This is a genomic window from Streptomyces sp. HUAS ZL42, from assembly GCF_040782645.1.
GTDB lineage: Bacteria > Actinomycetota > Actinomycetes > Streptomycetales > Streptomycetaceae > Streptomyces.
This window is the reverse complement of the sequence record NZ_CP160403.1, coordinates 3254135-3275832: the sequence shown is the minus strand read 5'-3', so window position 1 is coordinate 3275832 and position 21698 is coordinate 3254135. Positions and strand designations below refer to the sequence as shown.

At 70.6% G+C, this 21698-nt stretch carries 20 protein-coding genes; 15 read left to right on the top strand and 5 right to left on the bottom strand.

Annotation, left to right across the window (positions count from 1 at the left end):
• Positions 1 to 5 precede the first annotated feature (5 nt).
• Both ABZO29_RS14905 and ABZO29_RS14900 read right to left on the bottom strand, forming a co-directional pair.
• Complete coding sequence (locus tag ABZO29_RS14905; RefSeq protein WP_367320663.1) at positions 6 to 1580, bottom strand: multicopper oxidase family protein; 1575 nt, start codon at positions 1578 to 1580, stop codon at positions 6 to 8.
• 222 nt (positions 1581 to 1802) lie between these two features.
• Entirely contained in the window at positions 1803 to 2468 is a 666-nt protein-coding gene (locus ABZO29_RS14900; RefSeq protein ID WP_367320662.1) for an N-acetylmuramoyl-L-alanine amidase, read from the bottom strand.
• A 60-nt stretch (positions 2469 to 2528) separates the two neighbouring features.
• Between ABZO29_RS14900 and mnmA the strand changes: the two genes are divergently transcribed.
• The gene (gene mnmA / locus ABZO29_RS14895) at positions 2529 to 3659 is read left to right on the top strand and encodes a tRNA 2-thiouridine(34) synthase MnmA (RefSeq protein WP_367320661.1); all 1131 of its coding nucleotides are present in this window, start codon (positions 2529 to 2531) and stop codon (positions 3657 to 3659) included.
• 27 nt (positions 3660 to 3686) lie between these two features.
• Here the strand turns inward: mnmA and ABZO29_RS14890 are convergent, their stop codons facing one another.
• Positions 3687 to 4475, bottom strand: coding sequence for an alpha/beta fold hydrolase (locus tag ABZO29_RS14890; protein ID WP_367320660.1), 789 nt, complete (start codon positions 4473 to 4475; stop codon positions 3687 to 3689).
• 37 nt (positions 4476 to 4512) lie between these two features.
• Complete coding sequence (locus ABZO29_RS14885; protein WP_367320659.1) at positions 4513 to 4836, bottom strand: DUF427 domain-containing protein; 324 nt, start codon at positions 4834 to 4836, stop codon at positions 4513 to 4515.
• A gap of 50 nt (positions 4837 to 4886) precedes the next feature.
• Here ABZO29_RS14885 and ABZO29_RS14880 point away from each other — a divergent pair, with 50 nt between their 5' ends.
• From ABZO29_RS14880 to gatB, 9 genes are all read left to right on the top strand, one after another.
• Positions 4887 to 5426, top strand: coding sequence for a TIGR00730 family Rossman fold protein (locus ABZO29_RS14880; RefSeq protein WP_367320658.1), 540 nt, complete (start codon positions 4887 to 4889; stop codon positions 5424 to 5426).
• Between the two features lie 21 nt (positions 5427 to 5447).
• Positions 5448 to 6146, top strand: coding sequence for an SDR family oxidoreductase (locus ABZO29_RS14875; RefSeq protein WP_367320657.1), 699 nt, complete (start codon positions 5448 to 5450; stop codon positions 6144 to 6146).
• 341 nt (positions 6147 to 6487) lie between these two features.
• Complete coding sequence (locus tag ABZO29_RS14870; RefSeq protein ID WP_367326142.1) at positions 6488 to 7444, top strand: methionine synthase; 957 nt, start codon at positions 6488 to 6490, stop codon at positions 7442 to 7444.
• A 15-nt stretch (positions 7445 to 7459) separates the two neighbouring features.
• The gene (ligA, locus tag ABZO29_RS14865; RefSeq protein ID WP_367320656.1) at positions 7460 to 9652 is read left to right on the top strand and encodes an NAD-dependent DNA ligase LigA; all 2193 of its coding nucleotides are present in this window, start codon (positions 7460 to 7462) and stop codon (positions 9650 to 9652) included.
• Positions 9653 to 9912: 260 nt separating this feature from the next.
• On the top strand, positions 9913 to 12135 hold the full coding sequence (locus ABZO29_RS14860) for a putative bifunctional diguanylate cyclase/phosphodiesterase (protein ID WP_367320655.1): 2223 nt from the start codon (positions 9913 to 9915) through the stop codon (positions 12133 to 12135).
• Between the two features lie 510 nt (positions 12136 to 12645).
• Entirely contained in the window at positions 12646 to 12942 is a 297-nt protein-coding gene (gene gatC / locus ABZO29_RS14855) for an Asp-tRNA(Asn)/Glu-tRNA(Gln) amidotransferase subunit GatC (RefSeq protein WP_018531282.1), read from the top strand.
• Between the two features lie 3 nt (positions 12943 to 12945).
• Positions 12946 to 14439 carry an Asp-tRNA(Asn)/Glu-tRNA(Gln) amidotransferase subunit GatA gene (gene gatA, locus ABZO29_RS14850; protein ID WP_367320654.1) on the top strand — a complete coding sequence of 498 codons (1494 nt, stop codon included), beginning with the start codon at positions 12946 to 12948 and terminating at the stop codon, positions 14437 to 14439.
• Positions 14436 to 14675: a hypothetical protein gene (locus tag ABZO29_RS14845; RefSeq protein ID WP_356771622.1), complete on the top strand. Its 240-nt coding sequence runs from the start codon at positions 14436 to 14438 to the stop codon at positions 14673 to 14675. Before gatA ends, ABZO29_RS14845 begins: the two co-directional genes overlap by 4 nt.
• A 15-nt stretch (positions 14676 to 14690) precedes the next feature.
• Positions 14691 to 16205 carry an Asp-tRNA(Asn)/Glu-tRNA(Gln) amidotransferase subunit GatB gene (gatB, locus tag ABZO29_RS14840; protein WP_367320653.1) on the top strand — a complete coding sequence of 505 codons (1515 nt, stop codon included), beginning with the start codon at positions 14691 to 14693 and terminating at the stop codon, positions 16203 to 16205.
• A 48-nt stretch (positions 16206 to 16253) separates the two neighbouring features.
• Here gatB and ABZO29_RS14835 read toward each other — a convergent pair whose 3' ends face one another.
• Positions 16254 to 17057: a cyclopropane-fatty-acyl-phospholipid synthase family protein gene (locus ABZO29_RS14835; protein ID WP_367320652.1), complete on the bottom strand. Its 804-nt coding sequence runs from the start codon at positions 17055 to 17057 to the stop codon at positions 16254 to 16256.
• Between the two features lie 185 nt (positions 17058 to 17242).
• Between ABZO29_RS14835 and ABZO29_RS14830 the strand changes: the two genes are divergently transcribed.
• From ABZO29_RS14830 to ABZO29_RS14810, 5 genes are all read left to right on the top strand, one after another.
• A complete protein-coding gene (locus ABZO29_RS14830) occupies positions 17243 to 17557 on the top strand; it encodes a hypothetical protein (protein ID WP_367320651.1) in 315 nt (104 codons plus the stop codon).
• A gap of 249 nt (positions 17558 to 17806) precedes the next feature.
• Positions 17807 to 20050, top strand: a complete 2244-nt coding sequence (locus tag ABZO29_RS14825; protein WP_367320650.1) for an MMPL family transporter — start codon at positions 17807 to 17809, stop codon at positions 20048 to 20050.
• Positions 20028 to 20603, top strand: a complete 576-nt coding sequence (locus tag ABZO29_RS14820; protein WP_367320649.1) for a GNAT family N-acetyltransferase — start codon at positions 20028 to 20030, stop codon at positions 20601 to 20603. The genes ABZO29_RS14825 and ABZO29_RS14820 overlap by 23 nt, the downstream gene beginning before the upstream one ends.
• A gap of 45 nt (positions 20604 to 20648) precedes the next feature.
• Positions 20649 to 21209: a hypothetical protein gene (locus ABZO29_RS14815; protein WP_367320648.1), complete on the top strand. Its 561-nt coding sequence runs from the start codon at positions 20649 to 20651 to the stop codon at positions 21207 to 21209.
• A 218-nt stretch (positions 21210 to 21427) separates the two neighbouring features.
• Positions 21428 to 21613 (top strand): hypothetical protein, encoded by a 186-nt coding sequence (locus ABZO29_RS14810; RefSeq protein WP_367320647.1) that lies wholly within the window; start codon positions 21428 to 21430, stop codon positions 21611 to 21613.
• Positions 21614 to 21698: the final 85 nt, after the last annotated feature.

The following is a 21698-nucleotide window of genomic DNA, read 5'->3' as shown; positions in this document are numbered from 1 at the left end:
GCGGGCTAACTCTCCGTCACCATGAGGGAGGCCATCATGCCTTCGTCCTCGTGCTGCAGGAGATGGCAGTGGAGCATGTACATGTACGTGTCGTCGGTGAAGTCGGTGAACTCCATCGCGATCTTGATCGAGCCGCCGCCGACCACCTCGTACGTGTCGTACCAGCCCAGTTCGACGCCGGTCGGTTCCGCGCCGTTGATCTCGATGAGCTGATAGGGCACGTCGTGCAGATGGAAGGAGTGTTCCAGCTGCGTGGCGTTGGTGATCGTCCAGATCTCCTTGGCGCCGAGCGTCGTACTGATCATGGCCATCGCGTCCATGGTCGTGCCGACCGAGCCGTTGATGGTCATGTTCAGCCCACTCTGGCCGAGCGTGATGGTGCGTGCGGTGAAGTCGCTGGTGTCGTAGCGGTCGATCGTCCGGAGTGAACCGGGCAGGTCGTCCGGGGTGTCGGTGCCGCTCGCGGTGACGGTGAGGAAGTCGTACGTACCGCTGCCGCCGCGGACCCAGCCGGTGGTGACGACCGCCTGGAGGGTGACGTCCGCGGAGAGGTCCATGACCATCTCGGCCCGGGCACCCGCCACCAGCCGGATCTCCGTCACGTCGGCGGCCTCGGCCAGATAGCCCTGGTCGGTGGCGACCTGGGTCATCGTGCCGCCGTCGCTGCGCTGGATGGTGATTATGTCCGAGGGCGACGCGTTGAGCAGCCGGAACCGGGTCCGGGTCCTGGTGGCGCTGAAGGTGAGCGTCGTGTCGTCGACGTTCGTTCCGTTGACCAGCAGCGGGAAGTTGAGGTTGCCGCCGAGGTAGCCGCTCAGGTCGTACTTGATGTCGCCGGAGTCGTCGACGGCCAGGCACTGGAAGATCAGCGGAATGTCGTCGGTGCCGTAGTCGCTGGGCAGCGCCGCACTGGTCGTGTCGTCGTCCTCGACGATGATCAGGCCGGCCAGGCCGTGCACGGCCTGCTTCGCCGTGGTCCCGAGGGCGTGCGGGTGGTACCAGAGCGTCATCGCCTCGTCGAGGACCTCGAAGGTCGGCGACCAGGTCTCACCGTCGGCGAACGCGACCTGCGGCCCGCCGTCCATCTTGGGCGGGACGTGGGCGCCGTGGAAGTGGACCGTGGTGTCCTCACCGAGGCTGTTGGTGATGTTCAGCAGGACCGTGTCGCCCTTGGTCCACTTCATGGTGGGTCCGAGGAACGACTGGTTGTAGCCCGCCGTGGTGCTGGTGACGCCGCTGATCACCTCCGCGGAGCCGGTCTGCGCCTCGAGCGTGAACGTGGTCGTGCCGTCGGAGGTGGTCCCCTCCAGGAGGTCCGGGACGGACAGGGTCGCGGTGTTGGTCGCGGCGCCGGCCTTGTTCCGGCCCGCGTCGGGCAGCAGAGAGAACGCCGCTCCTGCCGCTCCCACGGCGGCGAGACCTGCCCCCGCCATGCCGCCGAGGAACTTCCGCCGGTGGACGCCCTTGCCGCCCCGGCCCCTGCTCTCCTTGGAGTGCTCGTCCTTGCGCTGACCGCTTCGCGCGTGGGCGCCCTTGCTGTGTCGACCGGATCCCGAAGTGGGCTCTGTGGAGTGAGTCATGGGCGTGGATGTTTGACCTAAGGGCTATGTGAAGACTGAGGCGGAATCAGGAGCGAGCCGGGGAGGCTGTGCGCGTGCCGTGAGTGGGTGCGGCCCGCCAACTCCCTTGAGTCAAAGCCAAGTTGACGTGCTGCAGGTCACGTCCGGGGTGTGGGACGCATCGGACACATTACTTGCGCAGGCCGCTCACAACGTGCAAGACATGTGATGTGCGTTACTCCGTCATGCGGAGGTGGTGCGGGCCTGCCGCACCAGCCGCATGTACCGGTCCCAGTCCCAGTACTTCCCGGGGTCGGTGTGGTCCGTCCCCGGCACCTCCACGTGGCCGATGATGTGCTCCCGGTCGACGGGTATGCCGTAGCGCGCACAGATCCCCGCCGTCAGCCGCGCGGAGGACGCGTACATCGCGTCGGTGAAGGACGACGCCTTCTCCACGAAGCCCTCGTGCTCGATGCCGATGCTGCGCTCGTTGTACTCCCGGTTGCCCGCGTGGAACGCCACGTCCAGCTCGCGGATCATCTGGGTGATCCGCCCGTCCTTGCGCACGATGTAGTGGGCCGCGGCACGGTGGCCCGGGTCCTGGAAGGCCTTGACCGCGCTGGCGAAGCCGCCCTGGGTGACATGGACGACCACCATGTCTATCGAGTAGTCGGCGGGCCGGTCCGCCCACCGGAAGTTGGCCGACGAGGCCGACACCCACTGCGCACCCCGGTAGTCGACCGCCCCCTCTACGCGCGACTTCTCCACACCCGGCAACCGCCACCACAGGTGCGCCAGCTCCTCGCGCGCGAGCGCTGCCGTACCGACGGCGGCCACGGCCCCGCCCACCAGCAGCGCACGCCGCCCGATCCGCCGGTCGCCGTCCTTCGGAGTCCTTCGTTCCCCCATGTGACCGCCAACGGATACACGCGGGCCGGGGTTCCCGCCGACCCGTACTCTTGAGGTGTTATGACTGACACTCCGCAGCGCCCCCGCCCCCTCCGCGTCCTCGCCGCCATGTCCGGCGGGGTCGACTCCGCCGTCGCCGCGGCCCGCGCCGCTGAAGCCGGCCACGACGTGACCGGCGTCCACCTCGCGCTCTCCGCGAACCCGCAGTCGTTCCGCACGGGCGCCCGGGGCTGTTGCACCATCGAGGACTCGCGCGACGCCCGCCGCGCCGCAGACGTCATCGGCATCCCGTTCTACGTGTGGGACCTCGCCGACCGCTTCCGAGAGGACGTGGTCGAGGACTTCATCGCCGAGTACGAGGCCGGCCGCACCCCGAACCCGTGCCTGCGCTGCAACGAGAAGATCAAGTTCGCCGCCCTCCTCGACAAGGCGCTGGCGCTGGGCTTCGACGCGGTCTGCACCGGTCACTACGCCCAGGTGGTCGTGCGTGCGGACGGCAGCCGCGAACTGCACCGCGCCTCCGACATGGCCAAGGACCAGTCGTACGTCCTCGGAGTGCTCGACGAGAAGCAGCTCGCGCACGCGATGTTCCCGCTCGGCGACACCGTCACCACCAAGGACGAGATCCGCGCGGAGGCCGAGCGCCGGGGCCTGGCGGTGGCCAGGAAGCCCGACTCGCACGACATCTGCTTCATCGCGGACGGCGACACCCAGGGCTTCCTCGCGTCCCGTCTCGGCAAGGCCGAGGGCGACATCGTCGACGAGGCCGGCAACAGGCTCGGCACGCACGAGGGCGCGTACGGCTTCACCATCGGCCAGCGCAAGGGGCTCAGGATCGGCACCCCGGCCGCCGACGGCAAGCCGCGCTACGTCCTCGACATCTCGCCGGTCGACAACACGGTGACGGTCGGCCCGGCCGCCGCCCTGGACGTGACGGGGCTGACGGCCGTCAAGCCTCGCTGGTGCGGCGCCCCCCCGACCGGCCCCGGCACCTACACGGCCCAGCTCCGCGCCCACGGCGGCGAGACCGAGGTGACCGCCGAACCGGTCGACGGCTCCCTGGAGGTCACGTTCGCGCAGCCGGTCCGGGGCGTGGCGCCCGGCCAGGCGATCGTGCTGTACGACGGCACGCGCGTGGTGGGCTCGGCCACGATCGCGTCGACCACGCGCGCGGCGACCGCGGTGGCGTGACCGTACGCGTGACCGTACGCGCAGTCCCTACCGCCCCTGTGTGAAGAAGCCGGCCAGCACCGGCGCCAGGACGTTCGGGTCCACCATGTGGGTCTGGTCCTCCAGCGTGCGGTAGGTGCCCTGCGGCACGGCGTCCGCGACGGCCTTCACGGCCTGGCGCAGCCATGCGGGGCTCGCCGAGCCGGCGACGGCCAGGACGGGAACGGTGATCGACGCCAGCCGTTCCCGGGGCACCAGACCGCCGCCCATGACGGCGTCGTCGTACGCCAGGGTCGGCGCGATCGCCTCCATGCCGGCCCACATGGGGGACTGGCGGGCGCCCTGGATCATCGCCTCGGCCATGCCGGTGAGCCGGAGGAACAACTCGACCGCGTCCCCGCGCCGCCCCTGGTCGAGCGCCTCGGTCAGGTCCGCCGTGTACCGGGCGCGCTCCTCGGCTCCGGACTCCGAGAAGTCGGCGAACGGCGTCTCGTAGACGGCGGCCTGACGGACCGGCAGCCCGCTCGCCGTCGCCTCGAGCACCAGCGCACCGCCCGACGACATGCCGTACAGCGCCGCTTCACCGCCCACCACGTCGATGAGCGCCGCCAGGTCCTCGACCTCGCGTTCCACCGCGTACGGCGCCGTGTCGCCGCTCTCCCCGCGGCCCCGGCGGTCGTACCGGACGACCGTGAAGCGGCTCGCGAGGAGGGCGGCAAGGGGTGCCACCGTGGCGCCCGTCGACATCGCGCCGCTCACCAGGATGACCGCGGGGCCCTGTCCGGAGCGTCCGTAGGCGATGGGGGTGCCGTCGCGCGAAAGGGTCTTCTTGTCCATGCCGGTCAGACTGCCGGACGGCACCGGAACTAATCGGTCACGACACTTCCACTTCGTAGAAGCACAGATGGTCCTTGATCTGCGCGACGTCGGGCTTGGGGTCGGGATAGGCCCAGACGAGGTCCGCCGCGCCGGGCAGCGACCAGTAGGACGCCGTGCCCTTGAAGGGGCAGTACGTGTGGGTGTCGGAAGGGGTGAGGAGGTCGAGGCGTACGTCCTCGGCCGGGATGTAGTACCGCACGGGACAGCCGGTCTCCTTCAGGAGGAGGGGCCGGTCGGTCTCCGCAAGCACCTGCTCCCCGCGGACGACCCGTACGCGCTGCGTGCCCTGCTCGATCGTGATCGTGTGTCCATCGGCCATACCGGAAAAGCACTCGCGGGCCCCGGGTTCTTCCCGCGTACGGTGGCCCCATGCGCATCTCTGTCTTCCTCTCCGCCGCCGACCTCGACGACCGATACACGCGCCCCGCGCGGGAATTCGCGAACCTGCTGGGCAAGGGCGGTCACACCCTCGTCTGGGGCGGCTCGGACGTCGGCCTGATGAAGGTGGTCGCCGACGGTGTGCAGGAGGCGGGAGGCCGGCTCTGCGGGGTCTCCGTGGACTTCCTCGCCGCCAAGGCACGCCAGGGCGCGGACGAGATGGTGATCGCGAAGGACCTCGCCGAGCGGAAGAAACTGCTCCTCGAGAAGGCCGACGCGGTGGTGATCATGGTCGGCGGGACGGGGACGCTCGACGAGGCGACGGAGATCCTGGAGCTGAAGAAACACGGCCACACGGACAAGCCAGTGGTCCTCCTCAACACCGCGGGCTTCTACGACGGCCTGAAGGAGCAGTTCCGGCGCATGGAGGACGAGGGCTTCCTGCCCCGCCCGCTCACCGACCTGGTGTTCTTCGCGGAGGAAGCGGTGGGGGCGCTGGCCTACCTGGAAGAGCGCAGGGGCGTGGAGTGAGCGGGTGCGGGTGATGCGAGCATGGCGGACATGGCTACTCATGTGATCACCGGGGCGGGTTCCGGCATCGGCGCGGCCGTGGCCCGCCGTCTGCACGCGCGCGGGGACGATCTCGTGCTGCACGCGCGTGACGCCGGCCGGGCGAAGGAGCTGGCGGCGGAGTTCCCCGGGGCGCGGACGCTGGTCGGCGATCTTGCGGATCCCGACAAGCTGAGCTGGGCGTTCTCACACCAGACGCTCCCGGACCGGGTGGACTCGCTGCTGCACATCGCCGGCGTGGTCGATCTGGGCCGGGTCGGCGACCTCACCCCGAAGACCTGGCGCCACCAGCTCAACGTCAACCTGATCGCCCCCGCGGAGCTGACCCGGCACTTCCTGCCGCAGCTGCGGACGGCGCGGGGCCACGTGGTGTTCGTCAACTCGGGCGCGGGGCTGAACGCCCACGCCGAGTGGTCCGCGTACGCGGCGTCGAAGCACGGCCTGAAGGCTCTGGCCGATTCGCTGCGCCACGAGGAGCACGCGAGCGGCGTCCGCGTCACCTCGGTCTACCCCGGCCGCACGGCGAGTCCGATGCAGGCGAAGGTCCACCGGCAGGAGGGCAAGGAGTATGACGCGTCGCAGTGGATCGACCCCGAGTCGGTGGCGACGACGATCCTGATGGCGATCGACCTGCCGAGGGACGCGGAGATCAACGACGTGACGGTGCGGCCGGGCCGCTGAGCGCCGTGAGCTCCCCGGACACCGCCGGGGGCTCCGCCCCCGGCCTATGCCCACCCACCACCCGACGCGGTCGGCCGCGAGGCGGGCCGCTCAGCGCCGGTCTGCATCATCCAGCCCGTCCGGCGTTTGCGGACGAGGCCCGTTCAGGGCCGAAGCGGGGTTGGGGGCGGGGGCGCAGCCCCCAGCGGGGGTCCGGGGCAGCGCCCCGGGATGGGACGGGTAGGGGCGGCGGGGGCGCGAGAAGGCCGACGTGGGCACCAGGACACCGCACTCGACGACATACGTAGGCTTCAGACGTGAACGCACACTTCAGCTTCGGCGCAGCCACCGGCGTCGGCTCCATGCCCGGCGGCGACGCCCGAGAGGCCGCCAAGGCCGTCACCGGTACGTTCGAGGACTTCCCGTTCCTCCCCGAGCTGCCCGCCCGCGGCCCCGGCGCGGACATGACCGGCCGGACCGCCGGAATGCTCGTCGAGCTGTACGCGCGCGTGGAGCCCAGCGGCTGGCGCATCGGCGACCACCCGGGCCGGGACACGAAACGGGCAAGGTCCTGGCTGGGGGAGGACCTGGACGCGCTGGAGGAGTTCACCCAGGGGTACGAGGGACCGCTGAAGGTGCAGGCCGTAGGGCCCTGGACCCTTGCTGCCAACCTCGAGCTGAAGAACGGCGAGGCCGCCCTCTCCGACCCCGGCGCCTGCCGCGACCTCACCGCCTCCCTCACCGAGGGCCTGCGTCTCCACCTCGCCGAAACCCAGCGCCGTGTCCCCGGCGCCCAGCTCGTCCTCCAGCTCGACGAGCCCTCCCTCACCGCCGTACTCCGCGGCCGCGTGAAGACCGCCAGTGGCTACCGCACCCACCGCGCCATGGACCGGCAGATCGTCGAAGCCGCGCTCCGGGACGTCATCGGGGTTCACGGCGACGGCCCGGTCGTGGTGCACTCGTGCGCACCGGACGTCCCGTTCGCCCTCCTGCGCCGGGCGGGCGCGGCAGCGATCTCCTTCGACTTCTCGCTCCTCACCGAGCGTGACGACGACGCGATCGGGGAAGCCGTGGAAGGAGGCACGCGGCTCTTCGTCGGGACCGTCGCGGGCACCGACGGCCCATTGTCGGACCCTGCCGGTAGCGTCATGGGTGTCAGGACGCTGTGGCGCAGGCTGGGGCTGCGACCGGGCCTTCTCGCGGAGGCCGTCACGGTCACTCCGGCGTGCGGACTCGCGGGCGCTTCCCCCGAGTACGCGCGGGGGGCCCTGGCCCACTGCGTCCGGGCGGCGAGATCCCTCGCGGACAACCCTGAGTAACGGGAGGACAACACGGTGGCCGGCGACAGGCAAGCGGAGACGACGGTGCCCACCGAGGCACGGGAGCAGCACGCGAAGCTCGCTGAGCAGATCGAGGAGCACCGCTTCCGGTACTACGTGAAGGACGCTCCCGTCATCAACGACGCGGAGTTCGACAAGCTTCTGCGCTCGCTCGAGGCCCTGGAAGACGAGTATCCCGAGCTGCGCACCCCCGACTCGCCGACCCAGAAGGTCGCGGGCGCGTACGAGACGGAGTTCACGGCCGTCCAGCACCGCGAGCGCATGCTCTCGCTGGACAACGCCTTCGACGACCTGGAGCTCGCCGCCTGGGCCGAGCGCGTCCACAAGGACGTCGGCACCTCCGACTACCACTTCCTCTGCGAGCTCAAGGTCGACGGCCTCGCCGTCAACCTCACCTATGAGCAGGGCCGGCTCACCCGCGCGGCGACGCGCGGCGACGGTCGCACCGGCGAGGACATCACCCCCAATGTCCGTACGATCGCGGACATTCCGGACCGGCTGAAGGGTGACCGCATCCCGGACGTCGTGGAGATCCGGGGCGAGGTCTACTTCCCGATGGAGAAGTTCGAGGAGCTCAACGCCCGCCTGGTCGAGGCCGGCGACAAGCCCTTCGCCAACCCGCGCAACGCGGCGGCCGGTTCGCTGCGCCAGAAGGACCCGCGCGTCACCGCCACCCGCCCGCTCCACATGGTCGTCCACGGCATCGGCGCCCTCCAGGGCTTCGACGGCATGACCCGCCTCTCCCAGGCGTACGACCTGCTCAAGACCTGGGGTCTGCCCACCTCCACGCACAACAAGGTGGTCGACGACCTCGACGGTGTACGGGAGTTCATCGCGTACTACGGCGAGAACCGGCACTCCGTGGAGCACGAGATCGACGGTGTCGTCGTCAAGCTCGACCAGATCCCGCTGCAGGGCCGCCTGGGCTCCACCTCGCGTGCGCCGCGCTGGGCGATCGCGTACAAGTACGCGCCCGAGGAGGTCAACACCAAGCTCATCAACATCCGTGTCGGCGTGGGCCGCACGGGCCGGGTCACGCCGTACGCCCAGGTGGAACCGGTGACGGTGGCCGGCTCGGAGGTCGAGTTCGCCACGCTGCACAACCAGGACGTCGTCAAGGCCAAGGGTGTGCTGATCGGCGACACGGTGGTGCTGCGCAAGGCCGGTGACGTCATCCCGGAGATCCTCGGCCCGGTCGTCGACCTGCGCGACGGCAGCGAACGCGAGTTCGTGATGCCGTCCGAGTGCCCCGAGTGCGGTACGCCGCTCAGGCCGATGAAGGAGGGCGACGTCGACCTCCGCTGCCCGAACGCCCGCACCTGCCCCGCCCAGTTGCGCGAACGCCTGTTCTACCTCGCGGGCCGCAGGGCGCTCGACATCGAGCACTTCGGGTATGTCGCGGCGGCGGCCCTCACCAGGCCGCTGGAGCCGGCCGAGCCGCCGCTGAGGGACGAGGGCGACCTGTTCGACCTCACCTTCGAGCAGTTGCTGCCCATCAAGGCGTACGTCCTCGACCAGGACAGCGGGCTGCCCAAGCGTGACCCGAAGACCGGTGACGAGAAGATCGCCACGGTCTTCGCCAACCAGCAGGGCGAGCCCAAGAAGAACGCGCTCGCGATGCTGGAGAACATCGCCGCCGCCAAGGAACGCCCGCTCGCCCGCATCCTCACCGGCCTGTCGATCCGTCACGTCGGTCCGGTCGCCGCCGAGGCCCTCGCCCGCGAGTTCCGCTCCGTCGACCGCATCGAGCAGGCCGGCGAGGAGGAGTTGGCGAACACCGACGGCGTGGGCCCGATCATCGCCGCCTCCCTCAAGGAGTGGTTCGCGGAGGAGTGGCACCAGGAGATCATCCGGAAGTGGCGGGCCGCCGGCGTCCGCATGGAGGAGGAGGGCTCCGGTGAGGACGAGGGACCGCGTCCGCTCGAAGGCCTCACCGTCGTGGTCACGGGCACCCTCGAACACTTCACGCGTGACGGGGCGAAGGAGGCGCTGCAGAGCCGGGGAGCGAAGGTAACCGGTTCTGTTTCCAAGAAGACGTCCTTCGTTGTCGTAGGTGAAAATCCTGGGTCGAAATATGACAAGGCAATGCAGCTCAAGGTGCCTGTTCTGAACGAGGAGGGTTTCGGCGTGCTCCTTGAACAAGGCCCGGAAGCGGCGGCCGAAGTGGCGCTTCCAACAGAGGAATAGCGGTTGAAGGACAGCTGTTCGGCGCATACCAGATGCATACGGGTGGCCGGGTCGCATTCGGGCAACCGTCTACGACCGCTGCCCGTGGAAGCCTTCTGCGGCCTACTGTTGAGATGTGCGCCTGCCGTGCCCAGCTGCGGTCGGGGCATCCCCTGTGCTCTTGATGAGCAGGGGGAAGGGCTTTCCAACGCGGCGCCGTTGATGGATGTCGGGCATCGGGCCGCGTGGCGTGGGCACCGCCGGCTGTGAGAGGGACGGGAATGGAACCGACCGAGAGCGCCGCCCCGGACTCACGGCTGCGCCGGTTGACCGGCGCATGGCGGGGGCGGGCGGCGCGGTCATCGGAGCGTACGGGCGCGGAGGGGCGCGTCCCCGGACAGTACACCCCCGCGGACACGCACGGGCCGTTCACCGCCGAGCACCCCGACGGTCTCGCGGGCACCGAGCCCGAACGGCACCTGTCCTGGCCCGCACTGCCCTCGGCGGTGGTCGCGGCGGCCGGGGTCGTCCTCGGCGCCGGTTTCTACCGGGGGTTCACCGGCAACCACGCGCTCTTCCCGTCCGGCACCGTGGGCTGGTCCCTGGCCGTGCTGACCGGCATCATCGTCGGTCACCTGGTCATGCTGGGCCGCGCGCGCTGGTGGGGCGGCACCGGCTCCGGCGCCGCCCTCACCCTCGCCGTGCTGCTGCTGTACGGCTGGGTGCCCGCCGGCATGGTCAGCCTCACCGTCGTCGTCCTGGTCGGCATCGCCCGCCGCAATCGCTGGCGGCAGGGCGTTCTGCACGGTGCCGCGGACATCCTCGGCATCGGCGCCGGTGCCCTGGTCCTGGCTGCCTTCGGGGCCGTACCGTCCGTCGAGAACCCCTGGAACCCGGACCACTGGACGGTCTACACCGCCCCGGAAGTTGTGTTGGTCGCGGCCGCCTACCTCGCGGTCACCCGCGTCCTGCTCTGGTACCTGCACACCCCGCGCTCCCGAGGCCTGCCCACCGTCGCCCGCACCGCCCTGGTCAGACAGGGCCTGGTCGCGGTCGCCCTGCTCGGCATCGCGCCGCTCGTCTGCGTGGTCGCCATGGCCAAACCGATCCTGCTGCCGCTGTTCGCCATCCCGCTCATCGCCCTCGACTCCACCCTGTGGATCGCCCGCGCGCGGGCCGAGGAGCAGCTGCGCGACCCGCTGACCGGGCTGCCCAACCGGCAGTGGCTGCTGGAACGCATCTGGACCGCCCTGGACGACGCCGAGCGCATCGGCGCCCGCTCCGCCCTGATGCTGATCGACCTGGACCGCTTCCGCTCGGTGAACGACACGCTCGGTCATCTCGCCGGTGACCGGTTGCTGTTGCAGATCGCCGACCGGCTGCGCCTCGCCCTGCCGCGCGGGGCGGAGGCCGCGCGGCTCGGCGGTGACGAGTTCGCCGTCTTACTGCCGGTCGCCGACTCCACCACGTCCGCGACCCGTATCGCCCGGGGCCTGGTCGCCGCGCTCAGCTCCCCGCTCGACCTCGACGGGCTCACCCTCGTCCTTGAGGCCAGCGCCGGGGTCGCCGTCTTCCCCGACCACGCGCTGGACGCGGAGGGGATGCTGCGGCGGGCGGACGTGGCGATGTACCAGGCGAAGCGGGACCGTACGGGCGTGGAGGTGTACGAGTCCAAGCGGGACTCGAACACCCCCGACCGGCTCGGTCTGCTCGGCGATCTGCGCCGGGCCCTGGACGCGCACGAGGTGCAGCTGCACTACCAGCCGAAGGTCCGCTTCGACGGGCAGGTCGCGGGGCTGGAGGCGCTGGTGCGGTGGGTGCATCCCGAGCGCGGGAAGGTGCCGCCGGACGAGTTCATCGCCATCGCCGAGTCGTCGGGTCTGATGCCGCACCTGACGGAGTACGTGCTGGAGACGGCGCTCGGGCAGGTCGCCGCCTGGCGGGCCCAGGGGCTGTACGTGCCGGTGGCGGTCAACGTCTCCCCGCGCGACGTCCACACGCCCGGTTTCGCGGGCTCGGTGGCCGCGCGGCTCGCCCGGCACGGAGTCCCGGCGGGAGCGCTCCAGCTCGAGATCACGGAGCACGTCCTGCTGGAGGACCCGCAGCGGGCCGCCGACACGCTCAACGGGCTGACCGGGCACGGCGTGAAGATGTCCCTGGACGACTTCGGGACGGGTTACTCGTCGCTGGTGCATCTGCGGCGGCTGCCGGTGAGCGAACTGAAGATCGACCGGTCGTTCGTGGCGAGGCTGGCCGTCGACGCCGAGGACGCGGAGATCGTGCGGTGCACGGTCGACCTCGCGCACTCACTGGGGCTGCTCGTGGTGGCCGAGGGAGTCGAGGACGACGAGACGTGGGAGCGGCTGCGGGACCTGGGCTGCGACGCCGTACAGGGGTGGCTGGTCGCGGCCGCGATGCCGCCGGAGGAGACGACGGCGTGGCTGCGGGCCCGGGGATCGCGGGGCTGGCAGCGACCGCGCGCGGCGCTGCCGGCGGCCGAGTGAGGTGCTTTTCCCGCCTGCCCGCCTGCCCGCCGGTTCAGCCCAGCCCGGATGCCGGGTGGACGTCGCCGGCGGGGGTGACTCGCCGTCGGCGTCCGCGGCCGGAGCGAGGCGATGCATTCGGCGCCGGCCACCGTTGCTCCGCCCGGGACCCCGGCGGAGGCTCCGTCCCTGGACCCTTCCGGCCTGTGTCCCCGTCGCTCGTCGATCCGCGAGCGGGCGTGCCGACCCGGCCCTTGGCCGATTACGCCGTGAGATGGCCGGTCATGGGGGTTGGAAGCGGTGCGGCTGAGGCGGCCTGTGTCCCCGGCGCTCGTGGATGCGCGAGTGGGCCTGCCGACCCGGCCCTCGGCCCGATTCCGCCGTGAGATGACCGGTCATGGGGCCTGGAAGCGGTGCGGCTGAGGTGAAGGGGCCCGGCAAACCGTTTCACGGGCACGGGGGCCAGCCCCATAGGATTGGGACGACTAGCCCCAGCCCAAACCACACACACTCACCCCAGAGGATCGCTGCATGCCTGGCATCACGCGCGAGGAGGTCGCCCACCTCGCCCGGCTGGCGCGTCTGGAGCTGAAGCCCGAAGAGCTCGACCACTTCGCAGGCCAGCTGGACGACATCATCGGCGCGGTGGCCCGCGTCAGCGAGGTCGCCGACCAAGACGTACCGCCGACCTCGCACCCGCTCCCGCTGACCAACGTCATGCGGGCGGACGAGGTCCGTCCCTCGCTCACCCCCGAGCAGGCGCTCTCCGGCGCCCCGGCCCAGGAGCAGCAGCGTTTCAAGGTGCCGCAGATCCTGGGGGAGGACTGATCCATGACGGACATCATCAAGCTCACGGCCGCCGAAACCGCCGCGAAGATCGCCTCCGGCGAGCTCACGGCCGTCGAGGTCACCGAGGCCCACCTCGCGCGCATCGAGGCCGTCGACGAGAAGGTGCACGCCTTCCTGTACGTCGACCGTGAGGGGGCGCTGGCCCAGGCCCGCGCCGTCGACGAGAAGCGCGAGCGCGGCGAGAAGCTCGGTCCGCTGGCCGGTGTCCCCCTCGCTCTCAAGGACATCTTCACCACCGAGGGCATCCCGACGACCGTCGGTTCGAAGATCCTCGAGGGCTGGATCCCGCCGTACGACGCGACCCTCACCAAGAAGCTGAAGGCCGCCGACGTCGTCATCCTCGGCAAGACCAACATGGACGAGTTCGCCATGGGGTCGTCGACGGAGAACAGCGCGTTCGGGCCCACCGGCAACCCCTGGGACCTGACCAGGATCCCCGGCGGCTCCGGTGGCGGTTCGTCCGCCGCGCTCGCCTCCTTCCAGGCCCCGCTCGCCATCGGCACCGACACCGGCGGCTCCATCCGTCAGCCGGCCGCCGTCACCGGCACGGTCGGCGTGAAGCCGACGTACGGCGCGGTCTCCCGCTTCGGGATGGTCGCCTTCTCCTCCTCCCTCGACCAGGGCGGGCCCTGCGCCCGTACGGTCCTGGACGCGGCCCTGCTGCACGAGGTCATCGCCGGGCACGACCCGCTCGACTCCACCTCCATCGACGCCCCCGTCCCCCCGGTCGTCGAGGCCGCCCGCAACGGCAGCGTCGAAGGCATGCGCGTCGGTGTCGTCAAGCAGTTCCGCGGCGAGGGCTACCAGGCCGGCGTCATCCAGCGGTTCGACGAGTCCGTCGCCCTCCTCAAGGAGCTCGGCGCCGAGATCGTCGAGCTGGACTGCCCGTCCTTCGACCTCGCGCTGTCGGCGTACTACCTGATCGCGCCGTCCGAGTGTTCGTCCAACCTCGCCCGCTTCGACGGCCTGCGCTACGGCCTGCGTACCGGCGACGACGGCACGCACTCGGCCGAGGAGGTCACCTCGATCACCCGTGAGGCCGGCTTCGGCCCCGAGGTGAAGCGCCGCATCATGCTCGGCACCTACGCCCTGTCGAGCGGGTACTACGACGCGTACTACGGCAGCGCGCAGAAGGTCCGCACCCTCATCACCCGCGACTTCGAGAAGGCCTTCGAGCAGGTCGACGTGATCGTCTCCCCGACCACGCCGACCACCGCCTTCCCGATCGGCGAGCGAGCCGACGACCCGATGGCGATGTACCTGGCCGACCTGTGCACCATCCCGACCAACCTGGCGGGCAACGCGGCCATGTCGCTGCCGTGCGGTCTCGCACCGGAGGACAACCTCCCGGTCGGTCTGCAGATCATCGCCCCTGCGCTGAAGGACGACCGCCTGTACAAGGTGGGAGCAGCCGTCGAGGCCGCCTTCGTGGAAAAGTGGGGTCACCCGCTCCTCGAGGAGGCTCCGTCGCTGTGAGTGCACTGACCAAGGCCAAAGGCTTCAAGAAGTCCAAGTCCGGCACGTACCTGTCCATGGCCGGGACCGCGTTCGGCGCGTTCGGCGTCGCCAAGCGACTCAAGAAGGCCCGTGCCGAGAAGGACACCCTGGTCCTGATCGACGCCACCGTGTCCGCCGTCGCCATCGTCACCGGCCTCGCCATCCTCTACCGCGAGCTGAAGCGGCTGGGCGACGACGACGTCCTGCTGGGCTGAGAGGGAAGTTTCACCGTGACCACCACGACCGACCTGGTGTCGTACGAGGACGCGCTGGCGTCGTACGACCCCGTCATGGGCCTCGAGGTCCATGTCGAACTCGGCACCAAGACCAAGATGTTCTGTGGCTGTTCGACCGCGCTCGGTGCCGAGCCGAACACCCAGACCTGCCCCACCTGCCTCGGCCTGCCCGGCTCGCTCCCGGTCGTCAACGCGACCGGCGTCGAGTCCGCGATCAGGATCGGTCTCGCGCTGAACTGCGAGATCGCCGAGTGGTGCCGCTTCGCCCGGAAGAACTACTTCTATCCGGACATGCCGAAGAACTTCCAGACCTCCCAGTACGACGAGCCGATCGCCTTCAACGGCTACCTCGACGTACAGCTGGAGGACGGCGAGACCTTCCGCGTGGAGATCGAGCGCGCCCACATGGAGGAGGACACCGGCAAGTCGACGCACGTCGGCGGCGCGACGGGCCGTATCCACGGCGCCTCGCACTCGCTCCTCGACTACAACCGCGCGGGCATCCCGCTCATCGAGATCGTCACCAAGCCGATCGTCGGGGCCGGCGAGCGCGCTCCCGAGGTGGCGAAGGCGTACGTCCGTGAGCTGCGCGAACTCATCAAGGCGCTCGGCGTGTCGGAAGCCCGCATGGAGATGGGGCAGATGCGCTGCGACGTGAACCTGTCGCTGATGCCCAAGGGCTCCGACAAGTTCGGCACCCGCTCCGAGACGAAGAACGTCAACTCGCTGCGTTCCGTGGAGCGGGCCTGCCGTTACGAGATCCAGCGGCACGCGGCCGTGCTGAGCGGTGGCGGCACGATCGTGCAGGAGACCCGGCACTTCCACGAGGACACCGGGTCGACGACCTCGGGCCGCGTGAAGGAAGAGGCCGAGGACTACCGGTACTTCCCCGAGCCGGACCTCGTTCCGGTGGCCCCCTCGCGCGAGTGGGTCGAGGAGATCCGCGCCGGGCTGCCCGAGCTGCCGCTGGCCCGCCGCAACCGCCTCCTCGCGGAGTGGGGCATCTCCGCCACCGACATGCAGGCGATCCTCAACGCCGGTGCGCTGGACCCGATCGTCGCCACGATCGAGGCCGGTGCCGACTCCGCCTCCGCCCGCAAGTGGTGGATGGGCGAACTGGCCCGCAGCGCCAACGAGTCGGGCAAGGCGCTGGACGAGCTGGCCATCACTCCGGAGCAGGTCGCCCGGGTGACCGCGCTGGTGTCCGAGGGCTCGCTCAACGACAAGCTGGCCCGCCAGGTCATCGAGGGCGTCCTCGCCGGCGAGGGCACCCCGGACGAGGTCGTCGACAAGCGCGGCCTGAAGGTCGTCTCCGACGACTCGGCGCTGGGTACGGCGGTCGACGAGGCCATCGCCGGAAACCCGGGCATCGCGGACAAGATCCGCGGCGGCAAGGTGGCCGCGGCCGGCGCCCTGGTCGGCGCCGTCATGAAGGCCACCCGCGGTCAGGCGGACGCGGCCCGCGTCAAGGAGCTGATCCTGGAGAAGCTGGGCGTCAGCGAGGGCTGAGGCCGTTAGGCGAACGGCCCCGGAGGCTCGGCCTCCGGGGCCGTTCGCTCACTTACGGCGCCCGACGACCCGTACGAAACCCAGCGAGCGGCCCTCGTCCGCCCGCACCATCTCGCCGACCTCGCGGGCCATCGTGCGATGGAACTCCTCGGGGCTCTCCTCGGCGATCACCTCGCACCACAGCAGCCAGTCCCGCCAGCCGTCCGGCTGCCAGTCGGCCGCCTCCACCTCGACGGCACCGCTGCGGGTCCAGTGCCGGCGCCACCAGCCGGCGGTGTGGAAGCACCAGAAGTCGGGCTGCCACCACTGCATGAGATGCTCCGGCGGCTCGACGCCGTCCGGCTCCTCGCGCAGTGCCGGTACGACGACGCCGATCCGCCCGCCCGGCTTGAGCAGCCGGGTCAGCGTGGGCAGATAGAGGTCGTTCGTGCCGAAGTACTGGTACGCGTCGATGCTCACGATCGCGTCGAAGCTTCCCTCGGCGAAGGGAAGGTCGTGCGCCTCGGTGTGCACGGGTAGCACCCGGTCCGCGAAGCCGGCCTGGGCGATGGGCCGGGCGTTGTCGTCGGGCTCGACCCACAGGTCGGCCGCGGTGACCTGGGCGTCGTACTCCCTGGCCAGGAAGACCGAGGTCATCGCCCGGCCGCAGCCGAGGTCGAGGACCCGGGCGCAGGGGCGCAGGGCGTCCAGGCCGAGGGCGGGCGCCAGCCACTCCAGCAGCCACAGCGCGTTCGGACCCATCTGGTTCTCGATGACCCAGCGGACGTCGTAGTTGGTGCTGCGCGGGTAGCGGGCGTGGGCCAGCCGTCTGGTGAGGTCCTCCGTCGAGGTCCTCGGGGTGATGTCTGGCATCGGTGAACGGGCTCCTTGAGTCCTGGGAAGCGGAAAGGGGTACGGAGGAGCTCGGTCGGACGCTCAAACAATGCACCTGCCCGCGTTGGCGCGGAAGTGCCGGGGACGGGGCGGCGCGGACGCCGGCAACGGGTGCGCCGCCCCGCATCCGCTTTTCTCAGAGGGAGGCGCTAGGCTCGCGCGGCATGAGTGGACGTGCCGATTCCGAAACCGATGCCGGGATGGCCGAGGCGGAGGACGCCGAGGACATGGCGGGGGACGCGCGTCGGGCCCGCTGGACGGCGGCCGGTACCGGAACCCTGCTGACCCTCGTCGGCCTCGCCGCGTCGGTGCTCCGCCTCACCGGCTCCGCACCGGCCCTCGTCCCCACCGCCTACGCCCTCGGTGCCGTCGTCTGTGCGCTCGCCGCCGTGCTGGGCTCCCGGGGACGCACCCGGCGGGCCCTGTGGCTGCTGATCGCCGGGGTGATGGTGATGGCTGTGGGAGACCAGTCCGACTGAGCGGTGCTGAGAAGTTCCCGTTGCGGGACCGTATTTCCGTGAGAGACGCCACGCCGGAAGACAGAGTGACCGTTACTGTCCTGTGATCTGCCTCCCACTCCTGTGAATAAGCCCACGAACGCGGCAAACGATCACTTTCGCCTGTAAGAGTGGCCTGGCATTGCTCATGCGTTCTTTGCGGGCTGTTCAGTTCTTCGACGACTGTTCCCGGTCAAAGATCCACAATTCGTCACTCTGGGAGCACGTTTCGTGGCAGCCCTCGCACGCTGGTGTGTCCAACGGCGCCTGATCGCCGTACTGCTGTGGCTCCTCGCCTTCGGCGGGGTGACCGCGGCCGCCGCCGTCGCCGGCTCCGCGTACTCCAACGACTACGAGGCCCCCGGAACCGAGTCGGGCCGCGCCACCCAGCTGCTCCAGGAGGGCTTCCCCGGCCTCGGCGGCGACAGCGACACCGTCGTCTGGCACACCACGTCCGGCACCGTCCGCGCCGCCGACGTCGAGCAGACGATGACCGGCACCCTGGAGAAGATCGCGGACCTGCCCGGCGTGGCCGCCGTGGTCAGCCCGTACGACGACCAGGGTGCCGCCCGGATCAGCGAGGACGGGCACACGGCGTACGCCACGATCGCCTTCGCGGGCCGGGCCGAGGACATCGACAAGTCCGAGGCGCAGGCCGTGGTGAGCGCCGCCAAGGCCGCCGAGGCCGACGGGCTCCAGGTGGAGCTGGGCGGCACCGCGATCGCACTCACCGAGTCGTCCGGCGGGCATCTCGCCGAGGTCGTCGGCGTGGTCGTCGCCGCGGTCGTGCTGTTCCTCGCCTTCGGCTCGCTCGCCGCGTCCCTGCTGCCCATCGCCACCGCCCTGGTCGGCGTCGGCACCGCGTACGCCGGGATCGTGCTCCTCGGGCACGCCATGGACGTCGCCGACTTCGCGCCCATGCTCGGCATGCTGATCGGGCTCGGCGTCGGCATCGACTACGCGCTGTTCATCGTCACCAGACACCGGCGCGGACTGAAACGCGGCCTCACCGTCACCGAGGCGTCCACCAACGCCGTCGCCACCACGGGACGCGCGGTCGTCTTCGCGGGTGCCACCGTTTGCATCGCCCTGCTGGGCATGCTGATCCTCCGCCTGAACTTCCTCAACGGCGTCGCGATAGCCGCCTCCCTGACCGTCGTCCTGACGGTCGCGGCCTCCGTGACCCTGCTGCCCGCGCTGCTGTCCTTCATCGGCATGCGCGCCCTGAGCCGTCGCGAGCGGCGCAGGCTGGCCGAGCACGGGCCGGAACCCGAGCTGCCGACCGGGCTCGCCGCCCGCTGGTCGGCGTTCGTGGAGCGCCACCCCAAGCTGCTCGGCGCGATAGCCGTCGGCGTGATCGCCGTCCTCGCCCTGCCCACGTTCTCCCTCCGCCTCGGCACCTCCGACCAGGGAAACGATCCCCGGTCAGCCACCACGCGCCAGGCCTACGACCTCCTCGCCGACGGCCTCGGACCCGGCGTGAACGGCCCCCTCACCCTGGTCACCGAGGTCGACGGCGCCGAGGACAAACTCGCCCTCGACAACCTCGACGCCACGATCCGCACCACCGACGGCGTCGCCTCGGTGACACCGGTGACCTACAACACGGGCGGCGACACCGCGTACTTCACGATCGTCCCGGAGTCGGCCCCTCAGTCGCAGAAGACCAGCGACCTCGTGGAACGCCTGCGCACCGAGGTACTGCCCCGCGCCGAGACCGGCACCTCCCTCGACGTGCACGTCGGCGGCGTGACGGCTTCCTACGACGACTTCGCGGACGTCATCGTCGGCAAGCTGCCCCTGTTCGTGGGGGTCGTCGTCGGACTCGGCTGTGTGCTGCTCCTGCTCGCCTTCCGGTCCATCGGCATCCCGCTGAAGGCCGCCGTGATGAACATCGCCGCCGTCGCCGCCGCCTTCGGCATCGTCGTGACGATCTTCCAGTGGGGCTGGGGGAGCGAGCTCCTCGGCCTGGGCCGGGCCGGGCCCATCGAGCCGTTCCTGCCCGTGATCATGGTGTCGGTGCTGTTCGGGCTGTCCATGGACTACCAGGTCTTCCTCGTCAGCCGGATGTACGAGGAGTGGCTGGAGACCGGCGACAACCGGCGTGCCGTCCGCGTCGGCCTCGCCGAGACCAGCCGGGTGATCAACTCCGCCGCGGTCATCATGATCTCGGTCTTCCTCGCCTTCGTCCTCAGCGGCGACCGCGTGATCGCCATGTTCGGCATCGCACTGGCCTCCGCCGTCGCCCTCGACGCCTTCGTCCTGCGTACGCTGCTGGTGCCGGCCCTGATGCACATGCTCGGCGGCGCCAACTGGTGGCTGCCGCAGTGGCTCGGCCGCATCCTGCCCCGGATCAGCATCGAACCGCCCGAGTGCCGGGCCGCCCATGAAAGGCTGGCCGAGGCGACGGACGCCGAGGTGGCGGACGTACTGGCGAAGGGGCGGGAGCCGGATGTACGCGATATCCCTGGGTGACGACGGAGCGCAGCTGCGGCCTCTGGAGCCGTGGCACGCCGAGGAGTTCCTGGCGCATCTGGACCGGGGGCGGGAGTTCATCGGCCAGTTCATCGCCTTCGGGTCGAAGGAGACTGACGTCCAGTCCGCGCGGGCCATGCTGCAGCGGTACGCCGACATGCGGGCCGCCGACACCGCGTCCCTGCACGGCCTGTGGCTGAACGGCAAGCTCGTGGGCGGCGTGCTCTTCCTCAACTTCGACGCGGCGAACGGGAACTGCGAGGTCGGGTGCTGGCTGGAACCCGCAGGCACCGGGCGCGGACTGGTCACCCGCGCGATGCGCGTGCTCATCGACTTCGCAGTGGAACAGCGCGGCATCCACCGGGTCGAATGGGTCGCCGCCGCGGGGAACCGGCCCAGCCTGAACGTGGCGCGGCGGCTGGGAATGACCCGGGACGGCGTACGGCGGCAGGCGCACCCCTATGGTGGTGTCCGGCACGACCTCGAAGTGTGGTCCGTTCTCGCGCCCGAGTGGCGTGAAGCACGCGCGCGTGCCAATGACAAGGACCAGTAACGATCATTAAGAGACCTCTCAGAGAGCGTCCGTACGGTGCGAGGCATGGGAACCAAGACTGTTGACGAGACCGGGGCCGAGACGGGCGCCGAGACGAAGACCGACGAAGAGAACGTGGACGTCACCAAGGCCGACACCTCGGCCGAGGTGACGGAGAGCGAGGCCCGGGACGACGACGAACACGCCGAGGGTGCCGTGGAGGAGGAGGGCCCGTCCGGTGTCGGCCAGGGCGCCGGCGCCGTCGTCTCCGCCGCGCTCGGCATCGTCTCGCTCACCGGCAACTGGGTCGGGACCGTCGCCGCCGCGCGCGAGACCCTCGTGGGTCAGCTGCAGACCTCGTCGACCGCGAGCGTCGCCAAGCAGGTCAAGGAGGTGTACGGGGACGCCTGGCAGACCACCGCCCTGTGGGGCGGCCTGTTCGCGCTGGCCGCGCTGATCGTCGGCGTCGTGGTGCTGGCCCGGCCCGCGTTCGGCGCCCCGGGGAAGCCGCAGGCCGCCTGGATCAAGTCCGTCGCCTGGGCGGGAGTCTCGCTCGGCGTCATCGGCCTGCTCCTCGCCGTCCTGAAGTACACCGACGTCCTGCTCGGCCTGCCCTCCACCAGTTGAGCCAAGGCTCGCATTACCGCAGGTCCCGAGGGGTCTTAGGCCCGCCGTAAGGCACTTACGGCGGCCCTGAGGCCCCTCGCGTGCGTCTAAGGCCCCGCCCGCTCCCGAAGATGCGGAACTCTCCCGATGTGGCGGACCCACCTGGGAGACGAAGGTTGAGGCATCGCAGCAAGCGAGCCGAGAAACCGGCCTCTCACCACGACACAGGGGGACCTGCCATGTACGAGTACGAGCTCCACCAGATGCGTTCCGCGGAACTGCGCCGCCGGGCCGAGCACGATCGGCTCGCCCGCGAGGCCGTACGCCACCGTCGCGCCGCCCGCCGGGAGGCGGCCGAGCGCACCGCCGAGCACGAGGCCCATACCGGTCGCTCCCGTCGGCACTGGTTCGCCCGCGTCGCGTGAACGCGGGGGAGGGAGGGGGCGGCGGCCGCACCGGCACCGACCGGCCGGCACCGCCGTCCCACCACCCGTCGACCCGGCCGCCCGC

Bases quoted from the DNA above. Each gene is read 5' to 3' on its own strand.
- ABZO29_RS14905 (WP_367320663.1), bottom strand. From the start codon at position 1,580: ATGACTCACTCCACAGAGCCCACTTCGGGATCCGGTCGACACAGCAAG.
- mnmA (WP_367320661.1), top strand. From the start codon at position 2,529: ATGACTGACACTCCGCAGCGCCCCCGCCCCCTCCGCGTCCTCGCCGCC.
- ABZO29_RS14880 (WP_367320658.1), top strand. From the start codon at position 4,887: ATGCGCATCTCTGTCTTCCTCTCCGCCGCCGACCTCGACGACCGATAC.
- ABZO29_RS14885 (WP_367320659.1), bottom strand. From the start codon at position 4,836: ATGGCCGATGGACACACGATCACGATCGAGCAGGGCACGCAGCGCGTA.
- ABZO29_RS14860 (WP_367320655.1), top strand. From the start codon at position 9,913: ATGGAACCGACCGAGAGCGCCGCCCCGGACTCACGGCTGCGCCGGTTG.
- ABZO29_RS14820 (WP_367320649.1), top strand. From the start codon at position 20,028: ATGTACGCGATATCCCTGGGTGACGACGGAGCGCAGCTGCGGCCTCTG.
- ABZO29_RS14890 (WP_367320660.1), bottom strand. From the start codon at position 4,475: ATGGACAAGAAGACCCTTTCGCGCGACGGCACCCCCATCGCCTACGGA.
- gatA (WP_367320654.1), top strand. From the start codon at position 12,946: ATGACGGACATCATCAAGCTCACGGCCGCCGAAACCGCCGCGAAGATC.
- ABZO29_RS14830 (WP_367320651.1), top strand. From the start codon at position 17,243: ATGAGTGGACGTGCCGATTCCGAAACCGATGCCGGGATGGCCGAGGCG.
- ABZO29_RS14870 (WP_367326142.1), top strand. From the start codon at position 6,488: ATGCCCGGCGGCGACGCCCGAGAGGCCGCCAAGGCCGTCACCGGTACG.
- ABZO29_RS14815 (WP_367320648.1), top strand. From the start codon at position 20,649: ATGGGAACCAAGACTGTTGACGAGACCGGGGCCGAGACGGGCGCCGAG.
- ABZO29_RS14900 (WP_367320662.1), bottom strand. From the start codon at position 2,468: ATGGGGGAACGAAGGACTCCGAAGGACGGCGACCGGCGGATCGGGCGG.
- ABZO29_RS14810 (WP_367320647.1), top strand. From the start codon at position 21,428: ATGTACGAGTACGAGCTCCACCAGATGCGTTCCGCGGAACTGCGCCGC.
- gatC (WP_018531282.1), top strand. From the start codon at position 12,646: ATGCCTGGCATCACGCGCGAGGAGGTCGCCCACCTCGCCCGGCTGGCG.
- ABZO29_RS14835 (WP_367320652.1), bottom strand. From the start codon at position 17,057: ATGCCAGACATCACCCCGAGGACCTCGACGGAGGACCTCACCAGACGG.
- ABZO29_RS14875 (WP_367320657.1), top strand. From the start codon at position 5,448: ATGGCGGACATGGCTACTCATGTGATCACCGGGGCGGGTTCCGGCATC.